Genomic DNA, 25541 nt, shown 5'->3' with positions numbered 1-25541 from the left:
AAGCGGCAATCTGCAACCCGTCCTTTCGAAAGGCTTGCTTTTCCGGCCCCCGGCTTTCTCTTTAGGAGGGTACGAACGAGCTGGAGGGCCACGGTGAAGCCATTCGATGACATGCTGCTGGCTGACGGAACGGTCCGTCAGCCCTATCAACGCTTCCACGAATGGTTCTGCGCCCAGAATACAGAGGAACTCGGCGCCAAGGCGCACGAGGCGGAAGAGTTCTTCCGCCGCACCGGCATCACCTTCAACGTCTACGGCGACGAGGAAGCGGCCGAGCGCCTGATCCCCTTTGATCTCGTGCCGCGAATCATCGCCAAGGCCGAGTGGGACCGTCTGGCCGAGGGCATCGAACAGCGGGTCCAGGCGCTCAACGCGTTCCTCGACGACATCTACCACGACCAGGAGATCGTGAAGGCCGGCAAGCTGCCGCTGAGCCTGATCACCGGCAACGAGGCCTATTTGCCCGAGATGGAGGGGTTCCGGCCGCCCGGCGGCGTCTATACCCACATCATCGGCACCGACATCGTCCAGGTCGCCGAGAACGAGTTCTACGTGCTCGAGGACAATGCCCGCACGCCCTCCGGCGTCTCGTACATGATCGAGAACCGCGAGACGATGATGCAGATGTTTCCCGAGCTGTTCGCGCAGAACCGCGTGCGGCCGGTGGAGACCTATCCGCACCATCTGCGCCGCTCGCTGGCGGCGGTGGCGCCGCCGGCCTGCAAGGGCAAGCCGGTCGTCGCCGTGCTCACTCCCGGCATCCACAACTCGGCCTATTACGAGCACGCCTTCCTTGCCGACCAGATGGGCGTCGAGCTGATCGAGGGCTCCGACGTCCGCGAGATCGACGGCCGCATCCAGATGCGCACCACCGAGGGCTACACCCCGATCGACGTGCTCTATCGCCGGGTCGACGACGCCTATCTCGACCCGAAGGCGTTCCGGCCGGATTCGGTACTCGGCATCCCCGGCATCATGGAAGTCTACCGCAACGGCGGCATTACCATCGCCAACGCACCGGGGACCGGCATTGCCGACGACAAGGCGATCTACTCCTACATGCCGGAGATCGTCGAGTTCTACACCGGCCGCAAGGCGCTGCTGGAGAACGTGCCGACCTGGCGCTGCGCCGACGCGGAGAGCCTCGCCTACGTGCTCGAGCACCTGCCGGAGCTCGTCGTGAAGGAAGTGCACGGATCGGGCGGCTACGGCATGCTGGTCGGGCCGGCGTCCACCAAGGCCGAATGCGCCGAATTCGCCGCCAAGCTCCGCGAACGGCCCGGCAACTACATCGCCCAGCCGACGCTGGCGCTCTCTACCGTGCCGATCCTGACCGACAAGGGGCTGGCGCCGCGCCATGTCGACCTGCGGCCCTTCGTGCTGGTCTCCGACACGATCCACATCATCCCGGGCGGGCTTACGCGCGTCGCCCTGAAGGAAGGCTCGCTGGTGGTGAACTCCAGCCAGGGCGGCGGCACCAAGGACACCTGGGTCCTGCGGGACTGACGACGACCCGATGACCGCGCCGATCCACCATCCCATCCTGCTGAGGCTCTAGATCATGGCTCTACTCGGACGCACCGCCAACGGGCTGTTCTGGATGTTCCGCTACATCGAGCGCGCCGACAACATGGCGCGCCTGGTGGAAGCGGGCCTGCGCATCTCGCTGACCAATCTCTCCGCCGAGCCCGACGAGTGGCAGTCGGTGCTGGTCTCGGCCGGCGTCGAGAACGCCTATCTCAGGAAGTACGACGACTTCGAGGCCGCCTCGGTGATCGACTTCCTGGTACGCGACCGCGACAATCCGTCGAGCATCCGCTCGTGCTTCGATACGGCACGGAGCAATGGCCGCATGGTGCGGACCGCCCTCACCCGTGATCTCTGGGAGACCCTCAACGAGAGCTGGCTGATCGTGAAGCAGCGACTCGCCGCGCCGGTCAGCCAGCGCGAATTGCCGGCCGTGCTCGACATGGTCAAGCGCCAGTCGGCGCTGATCCGCGGCGCCTTCTACGGCACCATGCTGCGCAACGAGATCTTCGATTTCTGCAATGCCGGTTCCTTCGTGGAACGCGCCGACAACACCGCGCGCATCCTCGACGTGAAATACTGGGTGCTGCTGCCCGGACACTCCTCGGTCGGCTCGGCGCTCGACAATTTCCACTGGATCTCGATCCTGCGCTCGGTATCGGCGCATCGCTCCTACGCTTGGGAGTACAACAACGACTACCAGGCGGCGAGCATCGTCGACTTCCTGATGCTCAACCGGCGGATGCCGCGCTCCCTCGCCTATTGCTACAAGGCGCTGGAGGAGAGCCTGACCTACCTCAACCGCAACCACGAATCCCATCATCCGTGCCACCTGACCGCGGCCAATCTCAACCGGCGCTTCGCCGAGACCTCGGTGCAGGAGATCATCGACGGCGGGCTGCACGAGTTCCTCGAAAACTTCATCGTCGAGAACAACCGTCTCGCCGTGGAGATCGCCGAGAGCTACCGCTTCTACCCCTGAGCGACGGCCGGTCGGCAGGGAGAGCCGCCCGGCCCCGGGGCAAATCGTCCGCAATGGCGCGAAGATTGCGTGAATCGGCGCGCCAGCGATTGCGGCTTCTGCTGCGTCAGCTAATGATCCGCGGTGCGCGAAGCGGCGAGTCCGGCGCGATTCGGGGGTTTCGAAATCAGATGACGTACTGCGTCGGTCTCTCCGTGGACCAGGGCCTGGTCTTCATGTCCGACAGCCGCACCAATGCCGGTGTCGACAATATCTCGGTCGTGTCGAAGATGAAGGTCTGGGAAGTGCCGGGCGAGCGCTTCCTGTGCCTGCTCAGCGCCGGCAATCTCGCGACCACCCAGGCGACGATCTCGCTGCTCGACGAGCGGGGCCTCGCACCGGCGGAGCGCAACCCATCGATCCTTACCCAGCCGTCGATGTTCCAGACCGCCAAGCTGGTCGGTGAGACCGTCAAGGAGGTGATCTCCTACACCACCCCCGCCGGCCAGTCGGCCGACGCGATGTTCTCCGGCTCGTTCATTCTCGGCGGCCAGATCAAGGGCGGCAAGCCGCGGATCTTCCTGATCTATCCGCAGGGCAACTTCATCGAGGCCGGCGCCGACAACCCGTTCTTCCAGATCGGCGAGCACAAATACGGCCGGCCGATCATCATCCGGACCTACGATCCGAAGATGTCGCTGGAGGATTGCGCCAAGCTGCTGCTGGTCTCCTTCGATTCCACCATTCGCTCCAACCTGTCCGTCGGCCTGCCGATCGACATGCAGTTCTACGAGGCGGACAGCCTGACCGCCGGCTACAAGCGCCGCTTCGACAAGACCGACCCCTATTACCAGACGATCTCGGAAGGCTGGTCCGACGCGCTGAAGAGCGCCTTCGACGCGCTGCCGCCGTTCCAGCGCTGAAGCCTGCCGGGCCGCCAGAAGGAGACAGCGCCATGACGACGTCCGTCCTGCGCACCCTCGCCGATCTCGAAGCCGTCTACGGCGAGCCGTCGCGAGGTTCGCTGGCGAAGGAGATCGACCACCTCTCGCCGCACTACCGGGCCTTCGTCGAGCACGCACCTTTCGTACTCGTCGCAAGCGCCGGTCCCGGCGGCCTCGACTGCTCGCCGCGCGGCGACGCCCCCGGCTTCGTCAGCGTCGCCGACGCACGGACGCTGCTGCTGCCCGACCGGCGCGGCAACAACCGCGTCGACACGCTGCGCAACGTCATCGCCGATCCCCGCATCGCCCTGCTGTTCCTGGTGCCGGGCGTCGGGGAGACGCTGCGGGTCAACGGCACGGCGGAGATCGATGTCGATCCCGCCCTGCTCGCCAGCTTCGCCGTCGACGGCAAGGCACCCCGGTCCGTGCTGCGGGTGCATGTCGAGCGGGTATATTTCCAGTGCCAGAAGGCCCTCGCCCGCTCCCGCCTCTGGGAGCCGGACAGCCGGATCGAGCGCAGCCGGCTGCCGAGCGCCGGCGAGATCCTCGCCGCGCTCGACCGCGAGGTGGACGCGGCCGCCTACGATGCCGCCTATCCCGAGCGGATGCGCCAGACCATCTACTGAGCCCGGCGGCAGGCCTGGTCCGGCGAGGGCGAGGCGCTCAAGGCTCGCGCCGCAGTCCCTTCGCCGCCAGCTCGTCCAGATAGGTCTGCCAGCGCTGGGTCGAATCACGGGCGAGCTCGGCGAGATAGCTCCAGGAGTAGATGCCGCTGTCGTGGCGGTCGTCGAACACGATGCGCACCGCGTAACGCCCGATCGGCCTGACGTCGGTGATCCGCACGTCGCGCTTGCCGCCGATCGTCTTGCGCTGTTCCGGCGAATGGCCCTGCACCTCCGCCGACGGCGACATCACCCGCAGCATCTCGGCCGATAGCTCGTCCCTTGTGCCGCCCGGCTGCACCAGGATGAGCGTCTGGCGGTCGGGGCTGACCCGGATTTCCTCGGGCGGTACGGAAGTGTTCATCGCGGATGCGGTCCTGTCTTCATGTGTCGTCGGTACCCGGGCGGGTCTCGGCATTGTGCGCCGGCGACTGCGTTTAGCGGCTTGACCCGGCGTGGCGGGACTTCCACATTCCGGCCGATGGATATCACCCGCCTTCTCGACCCCGCCGCGCAGCTCCCTTACGGATCGGAGATGATCGATCCGTTCGGTCGCAGTATCACCTATCTGCGGGTCTCGGTCACCGACCGCTGCGATTTCCGCTGTGTCTACTGCATGGCCGAGGACATGACGTTCCTGCCGAAGCGCGACCTCCTGACGCTCGAGGAACTCGACCGGCTGGCCAGCTGCTTCGTCGAGAAGGGCGTCAAACGGCTGCGGCTCACCGGCGGCGAGCCGCTGGTGCGCAAGAACATCATGCACCTGATCCGCTCGCTGTCGCGGCATCTGCAGACCGGTGCGCTGGAAGAGCTGACGCTGACCACCAACGGCTCGCAGCTGGCGCGCTTCGCGCCGGAACTCGCCGATTGCGGCGTGAGGCGCCTCAACGTCTCGCTGGATACGCTCGACCCGGACAAGTTCCGCCAGATCACTCGCTGGGGCGAGCTCGACAAGGTCGTGGCCGGCATAAGGGCGGCGCAGGCGGCGGGGATCCGCGTCAAGCTCAACGCCGTCGCGCTCAAGGGCTTCAACGACGGCGAAATCCCCTCGATGATCGAGTGGGCGCATGGCGAGGGCATGGACCTCACCCTGATCGAGACCATGCCGATGGGCGAGATCGACGAGGACCGCACCGACCAGTACCTGCCGCTCAGCCAGGTCCGCGCCGAGCTCGCGGCACGCTGGACGCTGCGCGACATTCCCTACAAGACGGGCGGGCCGGCGCGCTACGTCGAGGTCGCAGAGACCGGCGGCCGCCTCGGCTTCATCACCCCGATGAGCCACAATTTCTGCGAAAGCTGCAACCGCGTCCGGATCACCTGCACCGGCACGCTGTTCATGTGCCTCGGCCAGGAAGACGCCGCCGATCTGCGCGCGCCGCTGCGGGCCTCGGAAGGGAACGAATTGCTGTCGCATGCCATTGACGAGGCGATCGGCCGCAAGCCGAAGGGCCATGACTTCGTCATCGACCGCGCCACGCGGAAACCTTCGGTCTCACGGCACATGAGCGTGACCGGAGGATAGAACGGTGAGACTTCGACGACTTTCGCTGGCGGCGGCCGGACTGGCCTTCGCCTGCTCCCTCGCGTCGCCGGCGCTGGCCGAGGACGTGACCTACCGCAACGAACGCTTCGGCACGAGTGCCACCTTCCCGGCCGAGCTGTTTCCCGACCAGCTGCCCGCCCCGACCAACGGCGACGGCCTCGGCTGGACATCGCCCGAGGGCGCGGAGCTCTTCATCTACGCGCGTCCGCGCCAGCCGGGCGAGACGCCCCGGACCGTGGTGCGCGATCGCGGCTCCGTCGACGACGTGACCTACGATCGGTCCGGCCGGCGGTGGGTCGTCGTGTCCGGCTACCGTGACGGCCGCATCTTCTACGAGCGCTACATCTTCCGCGGCGACCTCGTCCACTCGGTGTCGATCCGCTACCCCGAGTCGCTGCGGGACACCTATGATCCGCTCGTCGGCCCGGTGACCATGACGCTGCGCGGCCCTTCCGGCAGCTGAGGCGACGAAAACGACTGCCCGCCCTCGCCAAGCGGCGAGGGTGAGCGTAAGGGAGCCTGACAGTCCCTCCTGCAGCTTCCCCGGGCGTCTCCTTGTACAGCGACAACACCCGCGCCGCCCTGTTCATGCTGCTTGCAATGGCAGGGTTCGTCGTCAACGACAGCTTCGTCAAGCTCGCCTCGCCGGCGATCCCGCCGGTGCAGATCATGGCGATCCGGGGCGTGGCGTGCGCGGTGTTCCTGTTCGTCCTCGCCTGGGGCCTCAAGGCCCTGCGGCCGCTGCGCGACGCACTGTCTCCGCGGCTGCTGCTGCGCACCGCGGCGGACATCATGGCGACGCTCTGCTACATCACCGCCCTCGGCCAGATGCCCCTCGCCAATGCCTCGGCGATCTTCCAGGCGCTGCCGCTGACGGTGACGCTGGGGGCGGCGCTGTTTCTCGGCGAAGCCGTCGGTTGGCGACGCTGGACCGCCATCGCCGTCGGCTTCCTCGGCGTGATGATCATCGTGCGACCGGGGACCGAAGGCTTCACGATCTACTCCGTCGCCGTGCTCGCCTCGGTCGCCTTCTCCGCCATCCGCGACCTCTCCACCCGCAGGATGGACCGGGCGGTGCCGTCGATCTACATCGCGCTGGTGACGTCCATCGCCGTCTCGCTGGTCGGATGGCTGCTGTTGCCGCTGTCCGGCGGCTGGCAGCCGGTGTCGGCGGTCAACCTAGTCAACCTCGTCTTCGCCGCGGCAGCGATCGCCGTCGGCTACATCTTCATCGTCCAGGCCATGCGAACCGGCGACATGGGCTTCGTCGCGCCGTTCCGCTATTCGATCCTGCTCTATGCCCTGGTGATCGGCTACATCGTCTTCGGCGACCTGCCCTCGCCGCTGACCCTGCTCGGCGCGACGATCGTGGTGGCCAGCGGCATCTACACGCTGTATCGGGAGCGCCTGCGCGGCGCCGTGAAGCTCCCGCCCACGCAGCAGGTGCACTGATGAGGACCCTCGCTTCCGCACGAGGGCCATCCCGCCGTTTGGCGTTGCCGCTCGATCCCGCAGGTAAGACCCGATGACCGACCAGACCTCGACCGTGATCGCCCGGCGTCCGATGCTCGTCACGCTGATGATCGCCTCCGCGCTGTCGCCGTTGGCGATCAACATCTTCATTCCGTCGATGACCTCGATCGCCCGCGATCTCCAGGCGGACGGCGCGACGATCGGGCTCGGCCTCTCGCTCTACCTTATCGCCACCGCGCTGATCCAGCTGATCGCCGGCCCGCTGTCCGACCGCTACGGCCGGCGCCCGGTGATCATCGGCGGCATGCTGCTGTTTCTCGTCGGCACCGCCATGTGCCTCGCCGCCGAGGGACCGGCGCTGTTTCTCGCCGGGCGCATCGTGCAGTCGGCAAGCGCCACCGGCATCGCCCTCTCCCGCGCCATCGTGCGCGACGTCTACAGCCGCGAACGGGCGGCGGCGATGATCGGCTACGTGACGATGGGCCTTGCCGTCGCGCCGATGATCGGCCCCGCCCTCGGCGGTCTGATGGATACCGCCTTCGGCTGGCGCAGCGTGTTCTGGCTTCTCGGCGCCGTCGGCATCCTGACCGTCACCCTGCTCGCCTTCGACCTGTCGGAGACCAACAGCGAGCGTGGCAGGCCGTTCCTGTCGCAGTTCGGCAGCTACTCGCTGCTGCTGGGTTCGCGCGCCTTCTGGATCTATGTCGGCGCCTCGGCCCTGACGTCCGCGGTGTTCTTCGCCTTCCTAGGCGGGGCGCCGTTCATCGCGGTAGAGGTCCTGCACATGACCCCGGCCGGCTACGGCTTCTGGTTCATCCTCTGCTCGGTCGGCTACGTCATCGGCAATTACGGCACGGCGCGCTACTCGGAGCGCCTCGGCATCAAGACCATGATGGTCGCCGGCACCGGTCTGACGGTCTGCGCCGCCGCCCTCGCCGCGCTGGCCATCGGCGCGGGGATGCTGTCGCCGCTGACGCTGTTCGGGCCGATGATGCTGGTCGGGCTCGGCAACGGCCTGGTCCTGCCGACGGCGACGGCCGGTGGCGTCAGTGTCCGGCCGGAAGCTGCCGGGGCGGCGGCGGGCCTGCTCGGCGCCTGCCAGATCGGGCTCGGCGCGGTCGCCTCGATCCTCGCGGCGATCCTCGCGACGGGCACCGGCGGCGCCTTCGGGATGGCGCTGCTGATGCTTGGCTTCGGCGTTGCCGGCTTCGGCTGCACGCTGGCCGCCAAACGCGTCCGCACCACCGCCTGAACCGAAGTCGGGGGAAGCGTCGTCGTCGGCAGTTGCCTTGCGCGGCGAAATAATGGCAGCATCGCCTGTCTTCGCGGCATGCCGCTTTTCCGGGCGTCCGAGCGACGTGCTGCCAACAGCAACGATGAGGTCTCCATGCGATTCACCCGAACTCTCGCGCTCGCCACCGCGGTCGCCGCCCTGCTCGCCGGCCCCGCCGCCGCACAGGAGAGCGACGCGGACAAGGACTGGTCAAAGGTCGTGATCGGAACCGAAGGCGCGTACCCGCCCTTCAACTTTCTCGACGCCGCCGGCGAGCTGAAGGGCTTCGACGTCGATATCGCCAAGGCGCTCTGCGATCAGATGAAGGTCCAGTGCACCTTCGTCACGCAGGACTGGGACGGCATGATCCCCGCCCTGCAGAACGGCAATTTCGACGCCCTCGTCGCGTCGATGTCGATCACGCCGGAACGCGAGCAGCAGATCGACTTCTCGAACAAGTACTACCAGACCCCGCCGGCCATCGCCGTGCCGAAGGATTCCGAGATCACCGAAGCCACGGCGGAAGCGCTGTCCGGCAAGGCGATCGGCGCGCAGACCTCGACCACCCATTCGCAGGCGGCCAAGGCGATGTTCCCGGATGCCGACATCCGGCTTTATCCGACCGCCGAGGAATACAAGCTCGACATCGAGAGCGGCCGCGTCGACGCGGTGATGGACGATGTCGTCGTCCTGTCGGAGTGGATCGGCAGCGAAGCCGGTGCCTGCTGCAAGATCCTCGGCACGCTGCCCGCCGATCCGGCGATCTACGGCCGGGGCGTCGGGATCGGCCTGCGCAAGGGCAACGAGAAGCTGAAGGGCATGTTCAACGACGCGATCGCAGCGATCCGCGAGGACGGCACCTACAAGAAGATCCAGGACCAGTATTTCGACTTCGACGTCTACGGCGAGTGAGACTGGCAAACGACACGGGGGCGGCGTCCGGTGACGCCGCCCCCTCCCGATCGATGCGATCAGAGAGCGTAGGTCCAGGGCGCCGGCTGGAACGCGTAGGCCCCGTCCTCTACCGCCTTGACGACATGGCCGACGCCCGGGAACGAGATGTGCATGCCGGCGACGCGGGTGCGCTGCTCTGCCACCTCTGCGAGGAGCGCCTGACGGGTCGCGACCGCTCTCGCGCCATCGGTGTCGAAGGCGATGCCCACGTCGGGCTTTGCAAACTGGACGGGCCCGACATGGACGATGTCGCCCCATACCAGCAGGCTGTCCTCCCCGCTGCCGACGAGGTAGCCGCAATGGCCGGGCGTATGGCCGAACAGCTCGCGCGCGGTGATGCCGGGCACCACTTCCGCCGCGCCGGTGAACGTCTTGACGCGATCGCCATAGCCATCGACAACCGCCTTGGCGCTGTCGAAGAACGGCTTGAACTGGTCCGGGGCGGCGGCCCGGTTTTCGGCGCTCGTCCAGAAGGCCGCCTCGATCTCGTGGACATGGACGGCAGCATTCGGGAAAGCCGGCTGACCATCGACGATCATCGCGCCGATATGGTCGGCGTGAAGATGCGTCAACAGCACCGCCGTGATGTCTTCCGGCGCGATGCCGGCCGCCTCGAGGCCCGGCATCAGCTTGCCGAGGCTCGGTGCCATGCCGGCACCGCCGGCATCGATCAGCACCGTCTGGTCCGCCAGTTGCACGACGTAGGCGTTGACACCGGTGACGACCGGCGACGCGGCGGCCACGAAAGCGGCCGCCAGCATCTCGTTGGCGGCTTCGGGCGTCACGTTGGAGAGGAACGCCGTGTCGATCGGGATGAAGCCATCGGAGATCGCCGTCACGATCGCCTCGCCCACCTTGAGGCGCTGGACCGCGACGACCTGCGACACGCCGGGCGCCGTGGCGGTCTGGGCGGCGGCGGGAACGAGGGCGAATTTGACAAGCACGGGCGCGGCGAGCGCTCCGGCCAGAAGCGTGCGTCGGGACATCGTCATGAGGAAGGATACTCCGTGATCGGGATCCGGACACTAGCGCCGTCGGGCGCAGCGGCAAACCCGTTCGCCGGCGAACGATCCGTCGGCGAAAACGATACGCACCGCCGTCAGGTCGCGAGGCGCGCCTGATGCAGGAGATGCTGGTGCTCCTCGGCTTCGGCGAGACCGGATGGGGCGACGACATCGCCGCGGGCGTCCTCGTCACCGTGTCGCTCGCCCTGGTGACGCTGCCGATCGGCCTCGTCGCCGGCTTCCTGCTGTCGCTCGGCAAGCAGTCGGAGGACCGGCTGCTCAATCTCTCCGCCAATATCTACACGACGATCTTCCGCGGCCTGCCGGAGCTGCTGACGCTGTTCCTCGTCTATTTCGGCCTCAACAGCGCCCTGCGTTCGCTCAGCGGCGCGAGCGGCCTTCCGGAGATCGCGCTGTCGAGCTTCCAGGCCGGCGTCATCACCCTCAGCCTGGTGTTCACCGCCTTTTCGAGCGAGGTCTTCCTCTCGGCGTTCCGGGCCATTCCGCATGGCCAGCGGGAGGGAGGCGCCGCCTTGGGACTGCGCAAGTCCCGCGTCATGCTGCTGATCATCCTGCCGCAGCTCATCAGGATCGCGCTGCCGGGCCTCGGCAATCTCTGGCAGAACCTCATCAAGGACACCGCGCTCGTCTCGGTGATCGGGCTGGCGGAGATCCTGCGGCAGACGCAGATCGCCGCGCGGGTGACCCGGGAGCCCTTCCTGTTCTTCGGCCTTGCCTGCGCCCTCTATCTGGTCCTCACCCTGGCTTCCGCGGTCGTGCTCGGCAGGATCGGCCGCTGGACCCGGCGCGGCGAGATGGCGAAATGAGCGTCGCCGAGCGGATGATCGCGGCCTCGCCGCCGCCGCAGGCGCTGACCCGGCGCCGCCCCCTCGCCGGTATTCTCGCCATCGGCGTCTGGATCGCCGTCGCCATCGGCTTCCTGTTCTATCTGGGCACGGTCTTCGACCCGACGCTGTTCACCCGCTTCGGTCCGTCCTACCTCTCGGGCTTGTGGGTCACGGTCTCGCTGGTCGCCGTTTCCTTCGTCTGCGGCGCGATCGTCTCGGTGCCGCTCGCCTTCGGGCGCATGTCGAAGAACCCGGCGGCGCAGTGGGCCTCGTTCGCCTTCGTCAACTTCTTCCGCGGCACGCCGCTGATCGCCCAGATCTTCCTGGTCTATTACGGCTTCGGCGAGTTCCGCGGCTTCTTCGAGTCGATCGGCCTGTGGGGGTTCTTCCGCGAGGCCTGGTATTGCGCGCTGTTCTCGCTGGCGCTGAACACCGGGGCCTATCAGGCGGAGATCCTGCGCGGCGCCATCGAGAGCGTGCCGCGCGGCCAGTGGGAAGGAGCCCGTTCGCTCGGCCTGTCGAAACTGGTGATCTTCTGGAAGATCGTGCTGCCGCAGGCGATGATCGTCGCCCTGCGGCCCTACGCCAACGAGATCATCCTGATGATCAAGGCCTCCGCCATCGTCGCGATCATCACCGTCTACGACCTGCTGGGCGTGACGCGGCAGGCCTATTCGCGCACCTTCGACTTCCAGACCTATATCTGGGCGGCCCTTCTCTATCTCGCCATCGTCGAGGCGCTCCGCCATGCGACCGACTTCGTCGAACGCCGCCTGACCCGGCACCTGAAGCGGTAGGCCGTCTCGACTCCACGCCAGATAACATGGAAAAAGCGAGCGGGCCGCCGCAGGGCCGGTCCGACACGGACATCGATCGAGGGGGGAAGCCGGCATGGCGAAGACAGCATTCATCGGACTGGGCGTGATGGGGTATCCGATGGCGGGTCACCTCAAGGCGAAAGGCGGCCACGACGTCACCGTCTTCAACCGTAGCGCGGAGAAGGCGCTGAAATGGGCCGGCGAGCACGGCGGCGCAGATGCCGCGACGCCGCGGGAAGCTGCCAAGGGCGCCGATTTCGTCTTCACCTGCGTCGGCAATGACGACGATGTCCGCTCGGTCGTCTACGGCGACGACGGCGTCTTCGCCGGCATGAAGCCGGGGGCGACCCTGATCGACAACACTACCGCCTCGGCCGAGCTCGCCCGCGAACTCGACGCGGCGGCCCGTGAAAAGGGCTTCAAGTTCATCGACGCGCCTGTCTCGGGCGGCCAGGCCGGCGCCGAGAACGGTGTCCTGACCGTGATGTGCGGCGGCGACGAGGCCGATTTCGCAGCAGCCAAGCCGGTGATCGATTCCTACGCGCGGATGGTCGGCCTGATGGGACCTGCCGGTTCCGGCCAGCTGACCAAGATGATGAACCAGATCTGCATCGCAGGCCTCGTCGAGGGCCTGTCCGAGGCGATCGCCTTCGGCCAGAAATCCGGCCTCGACATCGAGAAGGTGATCGGCGTGATCTCCAAGGGCGCCGCCGGTTCCTGGCAGATGGAGAACCGCTACAAGACCATGATCGCAGACCATTACGAGCACGGCTTCGCGGTGGAGTGGATGCGCAAGGATCTCGGCATCTGCCTCGCCGAAGCAAGGCGCAACGGCGCCACCCTGCCGGTCACCGCTCTCGTCGACCAGTTCTACGCGGAGGTCGAGGCGATGGGCGGCAAGCGCTGGGACACGTCGAGCCTGCTCGCCCGCCTCAACCGGTAACGCGCCTCGCCAACGTCGCGCGGGCCGCCTGAAGCAGCTCGCGCGATGCGGCAACGTCCGCCCGCAAACGATTCCTCCGACTCGGCTTTCACCGCCTGCGGCTCAATCCCCGCGGGGCTCCTTGTCGAGCACCAGATAGTCCAGCGGCAGCTCGGTCGTGTACTTGATCTGCTCCATCGCGAAGGACGAGGAGACGTCGCGGATCTCGATCTTGGCGATCATCCGCTTGTAGAAGGCGTCGTAGGCGGCGATGTCCGGCACGACGACGCGCAGCAGGTAGTCGACGTCGCCGCTCATCCGGTAGAACTCGATGACTTCGGGAAACTCGCCGATCACCTCGGAGAAGCGCTTCAGCCATTCGTTGGAATGGGAGTTGGTGCGGATCGACACGAAGACGGTGACGCGGGCGTTCACCTTGACCGGGTCGAGGATCGCCACCCGGCGCTTGATGACGCCCTCCTCCTCGAGCTTCTGGATGCGGCGCCAGCAGGGTGTCGTCGACAGGCCGACGCGTTTGGCGACATCCGCCACCGCCAGCGTCGAATCCTCCTGCAGCAGCCTCAGTATCTTCTTGTCCAGCCGGTCCATCGCCGCCCCACTCCCTCGTTGTTCCGAGTGATAGAGAAGCCGCGGGAAAAACAACAGGGCGCCGCAACGTCTGCGCCCCTCCCTGGTCTCAGACGAGCTCCGCCACGCGACGTTGCAGCGCCGGCAGCAGCTCGGCCTCGAACCAGGGATGGCGCTTCAGCCAGGGCGTGTTGCGCCAGGATGGGTGCGGCATCGGCAGGACGGGAGCGAAGCGCCCGCGTCCCGCCAGGATCCGCCGCCAGTCCGCGACGGTCTCGGTCAGGCTCGCGCCGGCGCCCTCGACGATGTGGAAGCGCTGCGCATGCAGCCCGATCGCCAGAACCAGTTCGACCTGCGGCATCGAGGCCATCACCAGATCATGCCAGGCGGGCCGGCATTCCCGGCGGGGCGGCAGGTCGCCGCCCTTGGCATCGTTGCCGGGAAAGCAGAAGCCCATCGGCACGATCGCCAGCCGCGCCGGATCGTAGAAGATCTCCCGCCCGATCCCCAGCCACTGCCGCAGCCTGTTGCCGGAGGGGTCGTTGAACGGAACCGTCGTCCGGTCGGCGATATTGCCCGGCGCCTGGCTGGCGACGACCAGCCGCGCCGTCGACGAGATCACCAGGATCGGGTTGGGCTCGATCGGCAGCGGGGCCCCGAGCGGGGCGTCCCGGCAGATCCGGCAGCCGCGGATCGTCCCGTACAGCGCCTCGGGCGTCCGCGGGAACGCGCCTGTCGTCAAGCCGCCGCGCTCGGCCGCGCCGACACCTCGCCATACCAGCGCGCGACATGGCCGAGCCCCTCGGGCATCGCGATCTTCGCCGGCTTCATGAAGTCGCAGGCGATCAGGCCGGTGATGTCGGCGACGCTGAAGTCCTCGCCCGCCGCGAAACGGTTGTCCGCCAGATGCGTGTCGAACAGCTCGAGGAATTCCAGCGCCTTGGGCCGGTTCGCCTCGCCCCAGGCGGCAATCTGCGGGACTTCCCAATCCGCCATCGCCGGATGGGTATGGCGAAAGGCGAATGAGACGGCTGCGTAGAGCCCCAGCTCGAGCCGGCGGTTCCACATCTCGACGCGCGCCCGTCCCAGCGCCCCGGTGCCGAACAGCGGCGGCTCTGGATGCAGCTCCTCGAAATAGCGGCAGATGGCGATCGATTCGGTGAGCACGGTGCCGTCGTCGAGTTCGAGCACCGGCAGGCGCTTCAACGGGTTGAGCCTGGCCATCTCTTCCGACCGGTGAGCCATCTGGCCCATGTCGACCGCCTCGGTCGGAACCTCGATGCCCTTTTCCGCCAGGAAGATCCGGACGCGCCGCGGGTTGGGCGCGCGGCCCCCATCGAACAGTTTCATCGCTTCATTCTCCCTGTAGAATCGCCCGATGAGTAAGCAGGCGGGACGGGTGTGCCAAGTCCCTTCCCGCCGAGCCTGTTGGGGGCGCTCATGCCACCTCACCGCCCGAAGGGGGACCGATCCGCTTTTCCACAAGCAATCGGCATTTTCGTTCTTCCTTAAGGCATTTTTTTAAGCTTCCCGAAACATGATCGGTCGTCATCCGCGTATCCCAGGCGATCGATCGAGTTCATGTCCATCGCAGCCCATCCGCTCTACGATTCCCAGCTCGTCCCACGGCGGGCGTCGGGCAATGCCGAGCTCAACCGGACGCTGCGGCGCACCCGCGAGAAGCTGTCGTCGCGGGGCGGCGTGTCCGACAGCTACGGACGCGAACTCCTGGCGCAGCATGCGGCGTCGCTGCAGGCGGCGGCCGTCGTGCTGCCGCTGCCGGTCATCCTCACCGGCTTCGCGCTGTCGGTGTTCACCGGGCCGGCAACGGCCATGCTCTGGGCACTGTTCGCCCTTGCCAGCCACCTCGGGCTGGTGGTCATCGCGCGGCGCTTTTCCGCCCGCCCGAGCGACACCGTCGACGTGCGGCGCTGGAGCCGGCTGTTCCTGGCCGGCCACGTCGTGGCGGGGCTGTCATGGGCCTATCTCGCGACGCTCACCTGCGAGGCCTGCGGGCCGATGCGCTTCGAGATCTTCCAGTTCACGGTGATCTTCCTCGCCGTCGCGATGATCGCGATGATCTCCTACACGCTGAAGGGCGTGGTGCCGCTGACCTTCGTGCCGACCGGGCTGCTGCTCGTCGTCGGCATCCTGTCCTCGCCGCAGCCGGTGGCCGGGACGATGCAGGTGGTGCTGCTGGGCGCCGTGCCGTTCTTCTCCATCGTCGCGGAGCGGCTGCGGCGCAGCGCCCTCGACCGGATGAAGCACCAGGCCGAGAAGGACGACCTGATCGCCGAACTCGAGACCGCCAAGCTCGTCTCGGACGAGGCGCGACGGCGGGCCGAGGACGCCAATCTCGCCAAGTCCCGCTTCCTCGCCACGATGAGCCACGAGCTCCGCACGCCCCTCAACGCCATCCTCGGGTTCTCGGAGGTCATCGGCAAGGAGATCCTCGGGCCGGTCGGAAACCCCGCCTACAAGGAATATGTCGACGACATCCACGCCTCCGGCCAGCATCTGCTCGGCCTGATCAACGAGATCCTCGACCTCTCCCGCGTCGAGGCCGGGCGCTACAACCTGAACGAGGAAGCCGTCGAACTCGTCCCGATCGCCCGCGACTGCCTTGCCTATATCCGAGTCAAGGCCGAGGCCAAGGAACTCGAGGTCCGCGCCGAGTTCGAGAAGGACCTGCCGGCCATGTGGGCCGACGAGCGCTCGCTTCGGCAGATCATCATCAATCTCCTGTCCAACGCCGTGAAGTTCACCCCGCGCGGCGGGCGCATCCTCCTTCGCGTCGGCTGGACCGCCGGCGGTGGCCAGTATGTTTCGGTCAGCGACAACGGGCCCGGCATCCCGCCGGAGGAAATCCCCATCGTGCTCTCGTCCTTCGGACAGGGATCCGTCGCCATCAAGAGCGCCGAGCAGGGCACCGGCCTCGGCCTGCCGATCGTCCAGGCGCTGGTGAAGATGCATGACGGCACATTCGAGCTGAACTCGCGGCTGCGCGAGGGCACAGAAGCCATCGCGATCTTTCCCAATCTGCGGGTTCTCGAGGTCATGGAAGCCCTCGACGAGATCGCCTGACCGGCGCCTGCCGGTGCGCGCGCTCGACAATCGCCGCGACGATGCTCCTTCAGCGCCCTGACGGGATTGTCAGGTCGCGGGGTGCTTGCCCGCCCCGCTGCGGCCCGCCATATCTCGGCCAGGCCCCGAGCGCCGCGAGCAAGGACGGGAATGACCATCGAAAGCCCCTGCAACCTCGTCTGCACGATCGATCCGCTGAGCGGATACTGCTTCGGGTGCGGCCGGACCGGCAACGAGATCGCCGGCTGGACGAGTTTCACGCCGGCGGAACGGCGTGAGCTGATGGCGGCGTTGCCCGCGCGGCTGGCGACCCTGACGCGGCCGCCGCGGCGCGAGACGAGGCGCAGCGCGCTGGCGCGGGCCCGGGCCGGCGGGGGTGCCGACGATGCGTAGGGACGTGCTTCTCTGGGTCATCCTGGCGCTGATCGGCGTTGCCTGCCTGGTGCTGGTCCTCGATGGCGACGGCGCCATCGCCGGGCTTCCGGACGACCAGTTTGCCGGCCTCGCCTATTACGGCGCATGGGGGCTGGCGCTCGCCTCCACTGCACTGCTGATGGTCCGCACCCGCCTCGGCTTCGCGCTCAAGGCCGCGGCGATCTGGGGCCTCGCCTTCCTGGTGCTGGTCGGGCTCTACGCCTCGGCGCCGGAGCTGAACGCGCTGAAGAACCGGCTGATGGCGGCGCTCGTGCCCGGCAGCGTCGTGGCTGTCGCCGGCTCCGACGGGCGGCAGTACATGGCGACGCGCGGCGTCGACAATCACTTCCATCTCGACGGGTCAATCGACGGCGAGCCGGTGTCGTTCATGGTCGATACCGGCGCATCCGTCGTCGCCATGGACCGCGGCACGGCCGAGGCGCTGGGCATCGAGACCGGCGACCTGCGCTTCTCGCAGCAGGTGATGACCGCCAACGGCATCGCCAACGCCGCGCCGCTGCGCCTGGAGACGCTCCGGATCGGCGACATCGTCCGCCGCGACGTCGATGCCGCCGTGATCGAGGGCGACGGCCTCGGGGTCGTCCTGCTGGGGATGAGCTTCCTGTCGACGCTGACGTCGTTCGACTTCCGCGGCGACCGGCTGATCCTCACCGACTAGCGAGCGTCCGGGACGCCCGTCGCCCCTAGAGCAGGCTGTAGACGAAGCGGCCGGCGACCAGCAGCAGGAAGCAGCCGAAGCCGATTTCCAGCTGCCGCCGGCTGAGCCGGTGCGCCAGCGCGGCGCCGGCGGGGACGGTCAGGATCGAGCCCGGAGTGACCACCGCCACCGCGAGGAGGCTGACGAAGCCGAGGCTGTAGGGCGGCAGCAGCGGATCGGCCCAGCCGCCGACGACATAGGCCGCAAGACCCGGAATCGAGATCAGCGCGCCGACGCCGGCGCTGGTCGCCACCGCCTGGATCATCGGCCGGTTGAACAGGGTCATGAAGGTGTTGTTGAGGACCCCGCCGCCGATGCCCATCAGCGCCGAGAACAGGCCGATGCCGAAGCCGGCCGCCGAACGGCCCGCCAGGCCCGGCAGATCCTGCGCCAGCACGTAGGGAACCCGGCCGAACAGCATCTTCAGGCCGAGGATCGTGGCGAGGACGGCAAAGATCCCCCGTAACGCCTCGGACGAGGCGTAGGTGGCGAACACGACGCCGGCGACGGTGCCGAGCGGCACGGCCACCAGCCACTCGCGCAGCAGTCGCCAGTCCACCGCATCCTTGCGCCAGTGCGCCACCAGTGAGCGGACCGAGGTCGGCACGATGATCGCGATGGACGAGCCGATCGCCAGGTGCATCGTCACCGCGTGGTCGACGCCCAGCGCCTCGAAGGTCTGGTAGAGGATCGGCACGTAGATCGCCCCTCCGCCGATCCCGAACAGACCGGCGAGGAAGCCTCCCGCAGCGGCGGCGACGAGGACCGGAATCAGCAGTGACAGGACGGACGCGAGATCGAACGACATCAGGTCTCATAGGCGCGTGCATGGCGCCTTGCATCCCCGCCGCCACGATATCCACCGCCGCGCGCGCACTGAGCGCTTGTCCCAGGCTTCACGCCGCATCCCGTTCGGCCGGATCGAGGCGCACCGCCGCGAAGGCCTCGTGCAGCAGTTCCGGCCCGGCGCCCGGCTTGACGGCGCCGTCCGACAGGATCTGCCGCCAGCGCCGCGATCCGGGCATGCCGCTGAACAGGCCGATCATGTGGCGGGTCACCTGCCCCAGCCGCCCGCCCTCTGCGATATGCCGGCCGGCATAGGCCGCCATGGCGTCGATGATCGCCGCATGATCGATCGGCCGCTTCTCCTCGCCGAAGATGCGATGGTCGACGTCAAGCAGCCGGTCCGGCGTCTGGTAGGCGGCCCGACCCAGCATCACCCCGTCGACGCGGTCGAGCTCGGCGAGCGATGCATCGAGCGTCTGGAGCCCGCCGTTGAGGCCGACGAAGGCCTCCGGCAGCCGCCGCTTCAGCCGGTGCACCCGGTCGTAGTCGAGCGGCGGGATGTCGCGGTTCTCGCGCGGGCTGAGCCCCTGCAGCCAGGCCTTTCGGGCATGCACCCAGATGGCCGAGACGCCCGCGGCCACGGCTTCGTCCGCCAGCCGGTCGAGCGCTTCCTCGGGATCCTGGTCGTCGACGCCGATCCGGCACTTCACCGTCACCGGCACCGGGCTCGCCTCGACCATCGCCGACAGGCATTCGCCGACGAGCTCCGGCTGCAGCATCAGGCAGGCGCCGAAGACCCCCGACTGCACCCGGTCGGAAGGACAGCCGACATTCAGGTTGATCTCGTCATAGCCATAGGCGCCGGCGATCCGGCAGGCCTCGGCGAGCTTCTCCGGATCCGAGCCGCCGATCTGCAGCGCCACCGGATGCTCGGCCGCGTCGAAGCCGAGCAGCCTGTCGCGGTCGCCCCGGATGATCGCATCGGCCACGATCATCTCGGTATAGAGCAGCGCGCGCCCGGTCAGCTGCCGGTGGAAATACCGGCAGTGACGGTCGGTCCAGTCGATCATCGGCGCGACCGCGAATATTTTCTGACCGCTACCGCAATGATTTTTCATAACATTCCACATCTGCACAAACCATCAGTCGTGTGTCAGAGACATTCTCCGCCCCTCTTTACCACGCCCGAACCCTTTGAAACCATTGCGAGACAGGGCAGCATGTCTTACTCCGCCCCGACAACGCTAATCAGAGCGCCCAAGGAATCAAGGTAAGAGCCGTACCGCTACTGTTCACCGTGCTGGCGTACCTAGAAAGCAAATAGCAAACCGCCCATGCATTTGCCTCAAGAGGGCAAAAGGTAGCGTCGAACCAAGTGTCTTGCGCCGACCATAGCGTCGTCAAAACATCAAGCGAGAGTTGTGAATTACTGTTTTATGCAATATATTTTAATTATTAAAAGCTATAGTTATTTACGCCAACCTTCACGTTCAGGTTGGCGGGCATTACGGAGGTTAGACATGCCGGATCAACCAAAGCCACTGGAAAAGATGCACACTGCCATCCAGCTAGCCGCGTTTCACTACATAGCTTGCCTGAAGGCAACACCTAGCAACGCCGACTACACAGTTACGATTGGAAATTTGGAGTTTCGCTTCGATAATATCAGGACAGCGGAGACTAGGATTCTTCATTGGGAGTTCCAGCGGTGGGCCGCGTCAGCAGTTCTGCGCGACCTCATTGAATATTTTTCGATATTCTTGACGGAGATCTATGGAGACGCAGTCGCGAACGCGTCTGACCGAACGTTTGCTACGACACCGTCTCAATTTGAGCGTAAGGGGATTGAGGATCAGCTGAGCATTCTCGCCAGAGAGTTTTCTATCGCGCCAGAGTGGGTAACCCGACTGACAGGGCACAATCGTGCGCGAAACTGCTTGGCGCACCGTGCTGGGGTCGTAGGTTTGCCGGATGCTACGCATGGCCCCGATTTGGTTATCAGTTGGCTAGCAGTAAAGACTACGCTGGCCGAAGGCGTGCCCGCCCCATTCCTCGACGTTGGGGGGGCGATGAGTGGGCTCGTTCGTGCACAACGCAGCCATGAAGAGTCAACGGCGACGGTTGAACTGCTGCACCGTGAGAAGAGAGTCGGCGTCGGAAGCGTGCTGCACTTCCTCCCTGACGAAGTGCTTGAAATCTGCCAAACGCTTCAACTCGCGTCTGCCGCTATCGGCGGAATCGTATCAGCAAGCTAGCCCGATAGGGTTAAGCAACGGTCCTCCAACCTAAGATATTCCCCTGCTCACGACCTCGGACGACCGTTCGTAAGAACTGCCCTAGCGAAGGCCAAAACCGCGACCGCGAAGCGACTGCTTTTCGGGGTTTGCGTTAATGCCGTCCTGCTGGAGTGCGCGCCCGTATGCTGGTGTCTATCGGCAGGGAGCCGCGATGCCGGCTGACGATCCCTCGCCGCCCGCTCCGGCTCGCCGGCACCGGCAATATCACGGAACGCCGGCGATGCCATCTCGCGTGCCGCTCGATCGGGTGCGCAGACGATCCTTGTCCGGATGTCCGCGTGCACACGAAGCCTCACCCAGCTGGCGCATGGCGCCCCGCCGGGCCGGCGTCTTCCTGACATGCAGGAGGCGCGATGTTAACCGACCTCCCCGAAACTCGGGCCTCCGGTCCGCAGCGAGCGTGACAGAGGCGAAGAGCCTGCTCATGTATGTAGGCATGAACGGGACCGGCGAAAGGAGAAGACGATGCTTCGCACAGCCCTGCTGCTGCTGATGCTGGCCGCCATCGGACCGGTGCTCGCCGCCACGCCGGCCTCGCAGGCGGGAAGCCGGGCCTCGGCGGTCACGCCGGGGGCCGCCACGCCCCCGGTGGTGCAGCTGGCGCAATACCGCGACGATCGCCGTTCCTGGCGCGGCGAGGTCCGGCATCACCGTTATTTCGGCCGCGACGACGGCTGGCGCCGGCATTATCGCGGCTCCCATGACCGGCCCTACTGGCGCGACCACGGCCCTAGGCGGGACCGGTGGCGGCACGAACGCTGGCGCGACGACCACCGGGATCGCCGCTGGGACCGCGACGCCGGTCGCGGGCGCTACGACGAGCGACACGACCGCCGTGGTCGCTGGGACCGCGGCGGCGGTCATCACAGGGGCTACGAACGCGGTCCGGAGCTGGGTGATCGGCGGTTCCACGATCGCCGCCGGCGCTTCGAGGAACGCCTCGACCGCTGGTGAGGCGACAATCTGCGGCGCCGCAGGATGCGCAGTGATGGGCAGGATCGTCTCGCGTGGGCTGTGCAGGGCGGCAAGCAGTACGGCAGGGCGAACGGCGCCGCCCTCCTGCGCCCCCGACAGAGGCTTACGCGCGTTCGCCGAATGCCCGATCCAGTCCGGCCAGCCCGCGCTCCAATCCCTTGATCTCCTCGTCGGTGAGGTTCTTCAGCACCGCCTTCTCGGCGCTCTCGACCTGAGGAAGCAGCTGCGCATAGGCGGCGCGTCCGGCCGCCGTCAGGGCCAGATACTCGAAGCGCCGATCCGAGGTCGCGCGGGTCCGGCTCAGCCAGTTGCGCCGATCGAGCGAGGAGACGGCGCGACTCACCTTCGTCTTGTCCATCGCCGTCGTCTCGACGATGTAGGAGGACGTGTGGGCGCCGTCGTCGCCGCCGAGGATCATCAGAACGCTGAATTCCGGGAGCGTCAGCCCGTGCTGGCCCTTGTGGACCTGGGACGTGACCCGGCCGAGCGCCGTGGCCGCGCGGATCAGCCGACTGCTGAGAAAGAGTCTTCTGTCGCTGTCGCTGTCCCCTGTCCCGGTCATGATGTGCTTCCCTTGGGCCCGCGACGCGGGGAATTGGCTGATGCTTACATTCGAGAATGCTGCGCGGCCCAAGGCGTTGCGTCACCGTCTGTTGAAAAGTGCCGGCGGCAGCGCGGCGGCCGTCTCGGGCGGGGCTGCCGCGGCTTTGCGGCCGGCGCGCGGCTGCGGCCGCAGGGCCGGCCCAAGCGCCCCTCCACCCCGCGGGCCCGGCCCCGGGCGATCCTCGCTTTGCTTTTCCGGGCGAATTCCCTATAGGTTCGCGCCGGATTCAGCATACCTCCCAACGTTCAAGGATTTCCCCATTGTCTTCAACCTTCGACCGGGTCGCGGACATCATCGCGGAAACGAGTGAAATCGACCGCGACCAGATTACGCCGGAAAGCCACACGATCGACGACCTCGGCATCGATTCCCTCGATTTCCTCGACATCGTCTTCGCCATCGACAAGGAATTCGGGATCAAGATCCCGCTCGAGAAATGGACCCAGGAGGTCAATGACGGCGACGTTCCCACCGAGGAATACTTCGTCCTGAAGAATCTCTGCGCCAAGATCGACGAATTGCGGGCCGCCAAGACCGCCTGACCCCTCGCCGGCGCGCCGGCGCGTCGTGGTCATCGGCATGAAGGGATCGCAGGTCCTGCCGAAGGGAGCGGCAGACCTCGAAACTGGAATGAAGACATGAGCGACAGTCCAAGGGACGTTGTCATCACCGGGATCGGCCTTGTGTCGTCCCTCGGCGAGGGCATCGGCGCACATCTCGATCGTATCGGCCGGGGTCCGCAACCGTCGATCGACGCCGAAGGCTACGCGCCGTATTTCGTGCATCCGCTGCCGGCGATGGACTGGTCCAGCCAGATCCCCAAGCGCGGCGACCAGCGGCAGATGGAGACCTGGCAGAAGCTCGGCACCTATGCCGCCGGCCTGGCGCTCGAGGATGCCGGCATTCCCGCCGACGAGGCGGTGCGCGCCAAGATCGACATGGTTGTCGCCGCCGGCGGCGGCGAGCGCGACGCGACGGTCGACGCCATGGTGATCGACCGGGCCCGCGGCGCCAACGATCCCGAACGGGTGATCAACGAGACGCTGTCGACCGAACTGCGCCCGACGCTGTTCCTCGCCCAGCTTTCCAACCTGCTCGCCGGCAACATCTCGATCGTCCACAAGGTGACGGGCTCGTCCCGCACCTTCATGGGCGAGGAAGCGGCCGGCATCTCCGCGCTTGCTTCCGCCCGGGCGCGGATCGCCGCCGGCCAGAGCGACATCTGCCTCGTCGGCGGGGCCTTTTCCGCCGAGCGCAAGGACCTGATCCTGAATTTCGATCTCGCCGGCCTGATGCTGCGCGACGAATGGCGCCCCGTCTTCTCCCGCGCAGCGCCGCATGACGGGATCACCGTCGGCAGCGTCGGCGCCTTCCTGATCCTGGAATCGGCCGAGCATGCGGCGGCGCGCTCCGCCCCCGCCTATGCGCGGCTCGCCGCCGTCTCCGGCGACCGCGGCCGCCGCGAGCCGGCGGCGACGGTGGCCCGTTTCAAGCGGATGCTGCCCGAGATCGACGGCAACGGCGAGGATACGATGATCTTCTCCGGCGCCACCGGCATCGCGCCGCTCGCGGATGTGGAACGCAGCGTCCTGCGGGACTGGCTTCCCGGCGCCGCGCTGCGGGCCTATGGAACCATTCTCGGCCATTCCTTCGAGGCGCAGGTGCCGGCCGGGGTGGCGCTTGCCGCCGGTGCGCTGGCACGCGGCATCGTGCCGCCGCCGTTCGACAGCGGCGAGGAACGGCCGACCGACACGCGGCCGATCCACGCCGTCGTCACCGGCATCGGCCACCTGCATGCCGAGGGCGTCTGCCTGCTCGAGGCGGTGGACGGGCGCAGACTGTGAGGATGAGGACATGAGCGCCAGCGGAAACGACTTCATGGGCCGCCCGGTCGTCGCGATCACCGGGATCGGCATCGTCTCGCCGCTCGGCCGCGGCGTCGAGGACAACTGGGCGGCGCTCGCCGCAGGCCGTTCCGGCATCCACCGGATCGACCGCTTCTCCACCGAAGGCCTGCGCACCACCATCTCCGGCTCCGTCGACTTCATGGGACCCGAGGCCGCCACCTCGACCGGCCTGTCATACGCCATGGCCGAGGCGGCGGGCAGCGAGGCCGTGCGCATGGCCGGCCTGCCGGACGACGATTTCGCCGGGCCGCTGTTTCTTGCCGCGCCCCCGGTCGAACTCGAATGGCAGCACCGCCTCGGCCTCGACCGGATGGACGACGCCGACATCGAGGAAGCCGGCTACGACCGCCTGCTGCAGATCGCCCGGCGGCGCCCGGACCCGTCGATCTACCACCTGACCCAGTGCAGCCGGATCTCGGAACTCCTCGCCGACCGGCTCGGCACGCGCGGCCTGCCGATCACGCTGTCGACCGCCTGCGCCTCCGGCGCCAGCGCCATCCAGCTCGGCGTCGAGGCGATCCGCCGGGGCGAGACCGAACGGGCGATCTCGATCGGCACCGACGGCTCGATCACCCAGGAGTCGCTGATCCGCTTTTCGCTGCTCTCGGCGCTGTCGACCAACAACGAGTTTCCGGAAAAGGCCTCCAAGCCCTTCTCCAAGGACCGCGACGGCTTCGTCATGGCCGAGGGCGCCGGTGCCCTCGTCCTGGAATCGCTGTCCGCCGCCCGGGCGCGCGGCGCCAAGATCCTCGGCGTCATCCACGGCTGCGGCGAGCGCGCCGACGACTTCCACCGTACGCGCTCCAAGCCGGACGGCTCGCCGATCATCGCGACGATCAAGGCAGGCCTCGCCGATGCCGGCATGGAGCCGTCCGACATCGACTACATCAACGCCCACGGCACCTCGACGCCAGAGAACGACCGCATGGAGGCGACCGGCCTTGCCGCCGCCTTCGGTGATGCGCTGGCCTCGACGCCGATCTCCTCCAACAAGTCGATGATCGGCCACACGCTGACCGCCGCGGGTGCGATCGAGGCCGCCTTCTCGGTGCTGTCGATGCGCCACGGCGTGCTGCCGCCGACCATCAACTACGAGAATCCCGACCCGGCGATCCCGCTCGACACCGTGCCGAACCAGGCGCGCTCGGCCGATATCGCCGCGGTGCTTTCCAATTCCTTCGGTTTCGGCGGGCAGAACGCCTGCCTGGTCATCGGCCGCGAACCCCGCGCCTGACC

The 25541-nt window shown here is 67.2% G+C and carries 28 protein-coding genes; 20 read left to right on the top strand and 8 right to left on the bottom strand.

What is annotated here, in order from left to right:
* Positions 1 to 111: 111 nt before the first annotated feature.
* The 4 genes from LXB15_RS06240 to LXB15_RS06225 all read left to right on the top strand — a co-directional run bounded on the left by LXB15_RS06240 (position 112) and on the right by LXB15_RS06225 (position 4058).
* A complete protein-coding gene (locus tag LXB15_RS06240) occupies positions 112 to 1506 on the top strand; it encodes a circularly permuted type 2 ATP-grasp protein (RefSeq protein WP_233953073.1) in 1395 nt (464 codons plus the stop codon).
* A gap of 55 nt (positions 1507 to 1561) precedes the next feature.
* Entirely contained in the window at positions 1562 to 2509 is a 948-nt protein-coding gene (locus LXB15_RS06235; protein WP_233951715.1) for an alpha-E domain-containing protein, read from the top strand.
* Between the two features lie 170 nt (positions 2510 to 2679).
* Positions 2680 to 3411, top strand: a complete 732-nt coding sequence (locus LXB15_RS06230; protein ID WP_233951713.1) for a proteasome-type protease — start codon at positions 2680 to 2682, stop codon at positions 3409 to 3411.
* Between the two features lie 32 nt (positions 3412 to 3443).
* Entirely contained in the window at positions 3444 to 4058 is a 615-nt protein-coding gene (locus tag LXB15_RS06225; protein ID WP_233951711.1) for a pyridoxamine 5'-phosphate oxidase family protein, read from the top strand.
* A 37-nt stretch (positions 4059 to 4095) separates the two neighbouring features.
* Here LXB15_RS06225 and LXB15_RS06220 read toward each other — a convergent pair whose 3' ends face one another.
* Complete coding sequence (locus LXB15_RS06220) at positions 4096 to 4458, bottom strand: gamma-butyrobetaine hydroxylase-like domain-containing protein (protein ID WP_233951709.1); 363 nt, start codon at positions 4456 to 4458, stop codon at positions 4096 to 4098.
* Positions 4459 to 4575: 117 nt separating this feature from the next.
* On the opposite strand from LXB15_RS06220, the gene moaA reads away from it, so the two are divergent.
* The 5 genes from moaA (at position 4576) to LXB15_RS06195 (ending at position 9298) form a co-directional block, all read left to right on the top strand.
* The gene (moaA, locus tag LXB15_RS06215; protein WP_233951708.1) at positions 4576 to 5619 is read left to right on the top strand and encodes a GTP 3',8-cyclase MoaA; all 1044 of its coding nucleotides are present in this window, start codon (positions 4576 to 4578) and stop codon (positions 5617 to 5619) included.
* Positions 5620 to 5623: 4 nt separating this feature from the next.
* Positions 5624 to 6103 carry a hypothetical protein gene (locus LXB15_RS06210; RefSeq protein WP_233951707.1) on the top strand — a complete coding sequence of 160 codons (480 nt, stop codon included), beginning with the start codon at positions 5624 to 5626 and terminating at the stop codon, positions 6101 to 6103.
* 92 nt (positions 6104 to 6195) lie between these two features.
* Positions 6196 to 7092 (top strand): DMT family transporter, encoded by an 897-nt coding sequence (locus LXB15_RS06205; RefSeq protein ID WP_233951705.1) that lies wholly within the window; start codon positions 6196 to 6198, stop codon positions 7090 to 7092.
* Between the two features lie 73 nt (positions 7093 to 7165).
* Positions 7166 to 8365 (top strand): multidrug effflux MFS transporter, encoded by a 1200-nt coding sequence (locus tag LXB15_RS06200; RefSeq protein WP_233951703.1) that lies wholly within the window; start codon positions 7166 to 7168, stop codon positions 8363 to 8365.
* Positions 8366 to 8500: 135 nt separating this feature from the next.
* Positions 8501 to 9298: an ABC transporter substrate-binding protein gene (locus tag LXB15_RS06195; protein WP_233951702.1), complete on the top strand. Its 798-nt coding sequence runs from the start codon at positions 8501 to 8503 to the stop codon at positions 9296 to 9298.
* A gap of 59 nt (positions 9299 to 9357) precedes the next feature.
* On the opposite strand, the gene LXB15_RS06190 is transcribed toward LXB15_RS06195, so the two are convergent.
* Complete coding sequence (locus LXB15_RS06190) at positions 9358 to 10332, bottom strand: MBL fold metallo-hydrolase (protein ID WP_233951700.1); 975 nt, start codon at positions 10330 to 10332, stop codon at positions 9358 to 9360.
* 128 nt (positions 10333 to 10460) lie between these two features.
* On the opposite strand from LXB15_RS06190, the gene LXB15_RS06185 reads away from it, so the two are divergent.
* The 3 genes from LXB15_RS06185 (at position 10461) to LXB15_RS06175 (ending at position 12953) form a co-directional block, all read left to right on the top strand.
* Positions 10461 to 11171 (top strand): ABC transporter permease, encoded by a 711-nt coding sequence (locus LXB15_RS06185; RefSeq protein ID WP_233951699.1) that lies wholly within the window; start codon positions 10461 to 10463, stop codon positions 11169 to 11171.
* On the top strand, positions 11168 to 11989 hold the full coding sequence (locus LXB15_RS06180) for an ABC transporter permease (RefSeq protein WP_233951698.1): 822 nt from the start codon (positions 11168 to 11170) through the stop codon (positions 11987 to 11989). The genes LXB15_RS06185 and LXB15_RS06180 overlap by 4 nt, the downstream gene beginning before the upstream one ends.
* A gap of 94 nt (positions 11990 to 12083) precedes the next feature.
* Positions 12084 to 12953: an NAD(P)-dependent oxidoreductase gene (locus LXB15_RS06175; RefSeq protein ID WP_233951697.1), complete on the top strand. Its 870-nt coding sequence runs from the start codon at positions 12084 to 12086 to the stop codon at positions 12951 to 12953.
* A 102-nt stretch (positions 12954 to 13055) separates the two neighbouring features.
* On the opposite strand, the gene LXB15_RS06170 is transcribed toward LXB15_RS06175, so the two are convergent.
* The 3 genes from LXB15_RS06170 to LXB15_RS06160 all read right to left on the bottom strand — a co-directional run bounded on the left by LXB15_RS06170 (position 13056) and on the right by LXB15_RS06160 (position 14870).
* Positions 13056 to 13541 carry an Lrp/AsnC family transcriptional regulator gene (locus LXB15_RS06170; RefSeq protein WP_183206423.1) on the bottom strand — a complete coding sequence of 162 codons (486 nt, stop codon included), beginning with the start codon at positions 13539 to 13541 and terminating at the stop codon, positions 13056 to 13058.
* Between the two features lie 88 nt (positions 13542 to 13629).
* Positions 13630 to 14262: a uracil-DNA glycosylase family protein gene (locus tag LXB15_RS06165; RefSeq protein WP_233951696.1), complete on the bottom strand. Its 633-nt coding sequence runs from the start codon at positions 14260 to 14262 to the stop codon at positions 13630 to 13632.
* Entirely contained in the window at positions 14259 to 14870 is a 612-nt protein-coding gene (locus tag LXB15_RS06160) for a glutathione S-transferase family protein (protein WP_233951695.1), read from the bottom strand. Before LXB15_RS06160 ends, LXB15_RS06165 begins: the two co-directional genes overlap by 4 nt.
* 231 nt (positions 14871 to 15101) lie before the next feature.
* Here LXB15_RS06160 and LXB15_RS06155 point away from each other — a divergent pair, with 231 nt between their 5' ends.
* The 3 genes from LXB15_RS06155 to LXB15_RS06145 all read left to right on the top strand — a co-directional run bounded on the left by LXB15_RS06155 (position 15102) and on the right by LXB15_RS06145 (position 17697).
* Positions 15102 to 16604, top strand: a complete 1503-nt coding sequence (locus tag LXB15_RS06155; protein WP_233951694.1) for a HAMP domain-containing sensor histidine kinase — start codon at positions 15102 to 15104, stop codon at positions 16602 to 16604.
* 156 nt (positions 16605 to 16760) lie between these two features.
* The gene (locus LXB15_RS06150; RefSeq protein WP_233953072.1) at positions 16761 to 16997 is read left to right on the top strand and encodes a DUF1289 domain-containing protein; all 237 of its coding nucleotides are present in this window, start codon (positions 16761 to 16763) and stop codon (positions 16995 to 16997) included.
* A 4-nt stretch (positions 16998 to 17001) separates the two neighbouring features.
* On the top strand, positions 17002 to 17697 hold the full coding sequence (locus tag LXB15_RS06145) for a TIGR02281 family clan AA aspartic protease (protein WP_233951693.1): 696 nt from the start codon (positions 17002 to 17004) through the stop codon (positions 17695 to 17697).
* Positions 17698 to 17722: 25 nt separating this feature from the next.
* Here the strand turns inward: LXB15_RS06145 and LXB15_RS06140 are convergent, their stop codons facing one another.
* Together LXB15_RS06140 and dusA are read right to left on the bottom strand one after the other, a co-directional pair.
* Positions 17723 to 18544 carry a sulfite exporter TauE/SafE family protein gene (locus tag LXB15_RS06140; RefSeq protein ID WP_233951691.1) on the bottom strand — a complete coding sequence of 274 codons (822 nt, stop codon included), beginning with the start codon at positions 18542 to 18544 and terminating at the stop codon, positions 17723 to 17725.
* Between the two features lie 88 nt (positions 18545 to 18632).
* Complete coding sequence (dusA, locus tag LXB15_RS06135; protein WP_233951689.1) at positions 18633 to 19592, bottom strand: tRNA dihydrouridine(20/20a) synthase DusA; 960 nt, start codon at positions 19590 to 19592, stop codon at positions 18633 to 18635.
* A gap of 450 nt (positions 19593 to 20042) precedes the next feature.
* On the opposite strand from dusA, the gene LXB15_RS06130 reads away from it, so the two are divergent.
* A complete protein-coding gene (locus tag LXB15_RS06130; protein WP_233951688.1) occupies positions 20043 to 20777 on the top strand; it encodes a hypothetical protein in 735 nt (244 codons plus the stop codon).
* 507 nt (positions 20778 to 21284) lie between these two features.
* On the top strand, positions 21285 to 21773 hold the full coding sequence (locus tag LXB15_RS06125; protein ID WP_233951686.1) for a hypothetical protein: 489 nt from the start codon (positions 21285 to 21287) through the stop codon (positions 21771 to 21773).
* Between the two features lie 124 nt (positions 21774 to 21897).
* Here the strand turns inward: LXB15_RS06125 and LXB15_RS06120 are convergent, their stop codons facing one another.
* Positions 21898 to 22356, bottom strand: coding sequence for a MarR family winged helix-turn-helix transcriptional regulator (locus LXB15_RS06120; RefSeq protein ID WP_233951684.1), 459 nt, complete (start codon positions 22354 to 22356; stop codon positions 21898 to 21900).
* 302 nt (positions 22357 to 22658) lie between these two features.
* Between LXB15_RS06120 and LXB15_RS06115 the strand changes: the two genes are divergently transcribed.
* The 3 genes from LXB15_RS06115 to LXB15_RS06105 all read left to right on the top strand — a co-directional run bounded on the left by LXB15_RS06115 (position 22659) and on the right by LXB15_RS06105 (position 25539).
* Positions 22659 to 22940 (top strand): acyl carrier protein, encoded by a 282-nt coding sequence (locus LXB15_RS06115; protein ID WP_183206432.1) that lies wholly within the window; start codon positions 22659 to 22661, stop codon positions 22938 to 22940.
* 96 nt (positions 22941 to 23036) lie between these two features.
* Complete coding sequence (locus tag LXB15_RS06110; protein WP_233951682.1) at positions 23037 to 24242, top strand: beta-ketoacyl-ACP synthase; 1206 nt, start codon at positions 23037 to 23039, stop codon at positions 24240 to 24242.
* A 10-nt stretch (positions 24243 to 24252) separates the two neighbouring features.
* Positions 24253 to 25539 (top strand): beta-ketoacyl-ACP synthase, encoded by a 1287-nt coding sequence (locus LXB15_RS06105; protein ID WP_233951680.1) that lies wholly within the window; start codon positions 24253 to 24255, stop codon positions 25537 to 25539.
* The last annotated feature ends 2 nt before the right edge of the window (positions 25540 to 25541 follow it).

Origin of the sequence: Aurantimonas sp. HBX-1, assembly GCF_021391535.1 — a bacterium.
GTDB lineage: Bacteria > Pseudomonadota > Alphaproteobacteria > Rhizobiales > Rhizobiaceae > Aurantimonas.
This window is presented reverse-complemented; position numbering and strand designations above follow the sequence as displayed.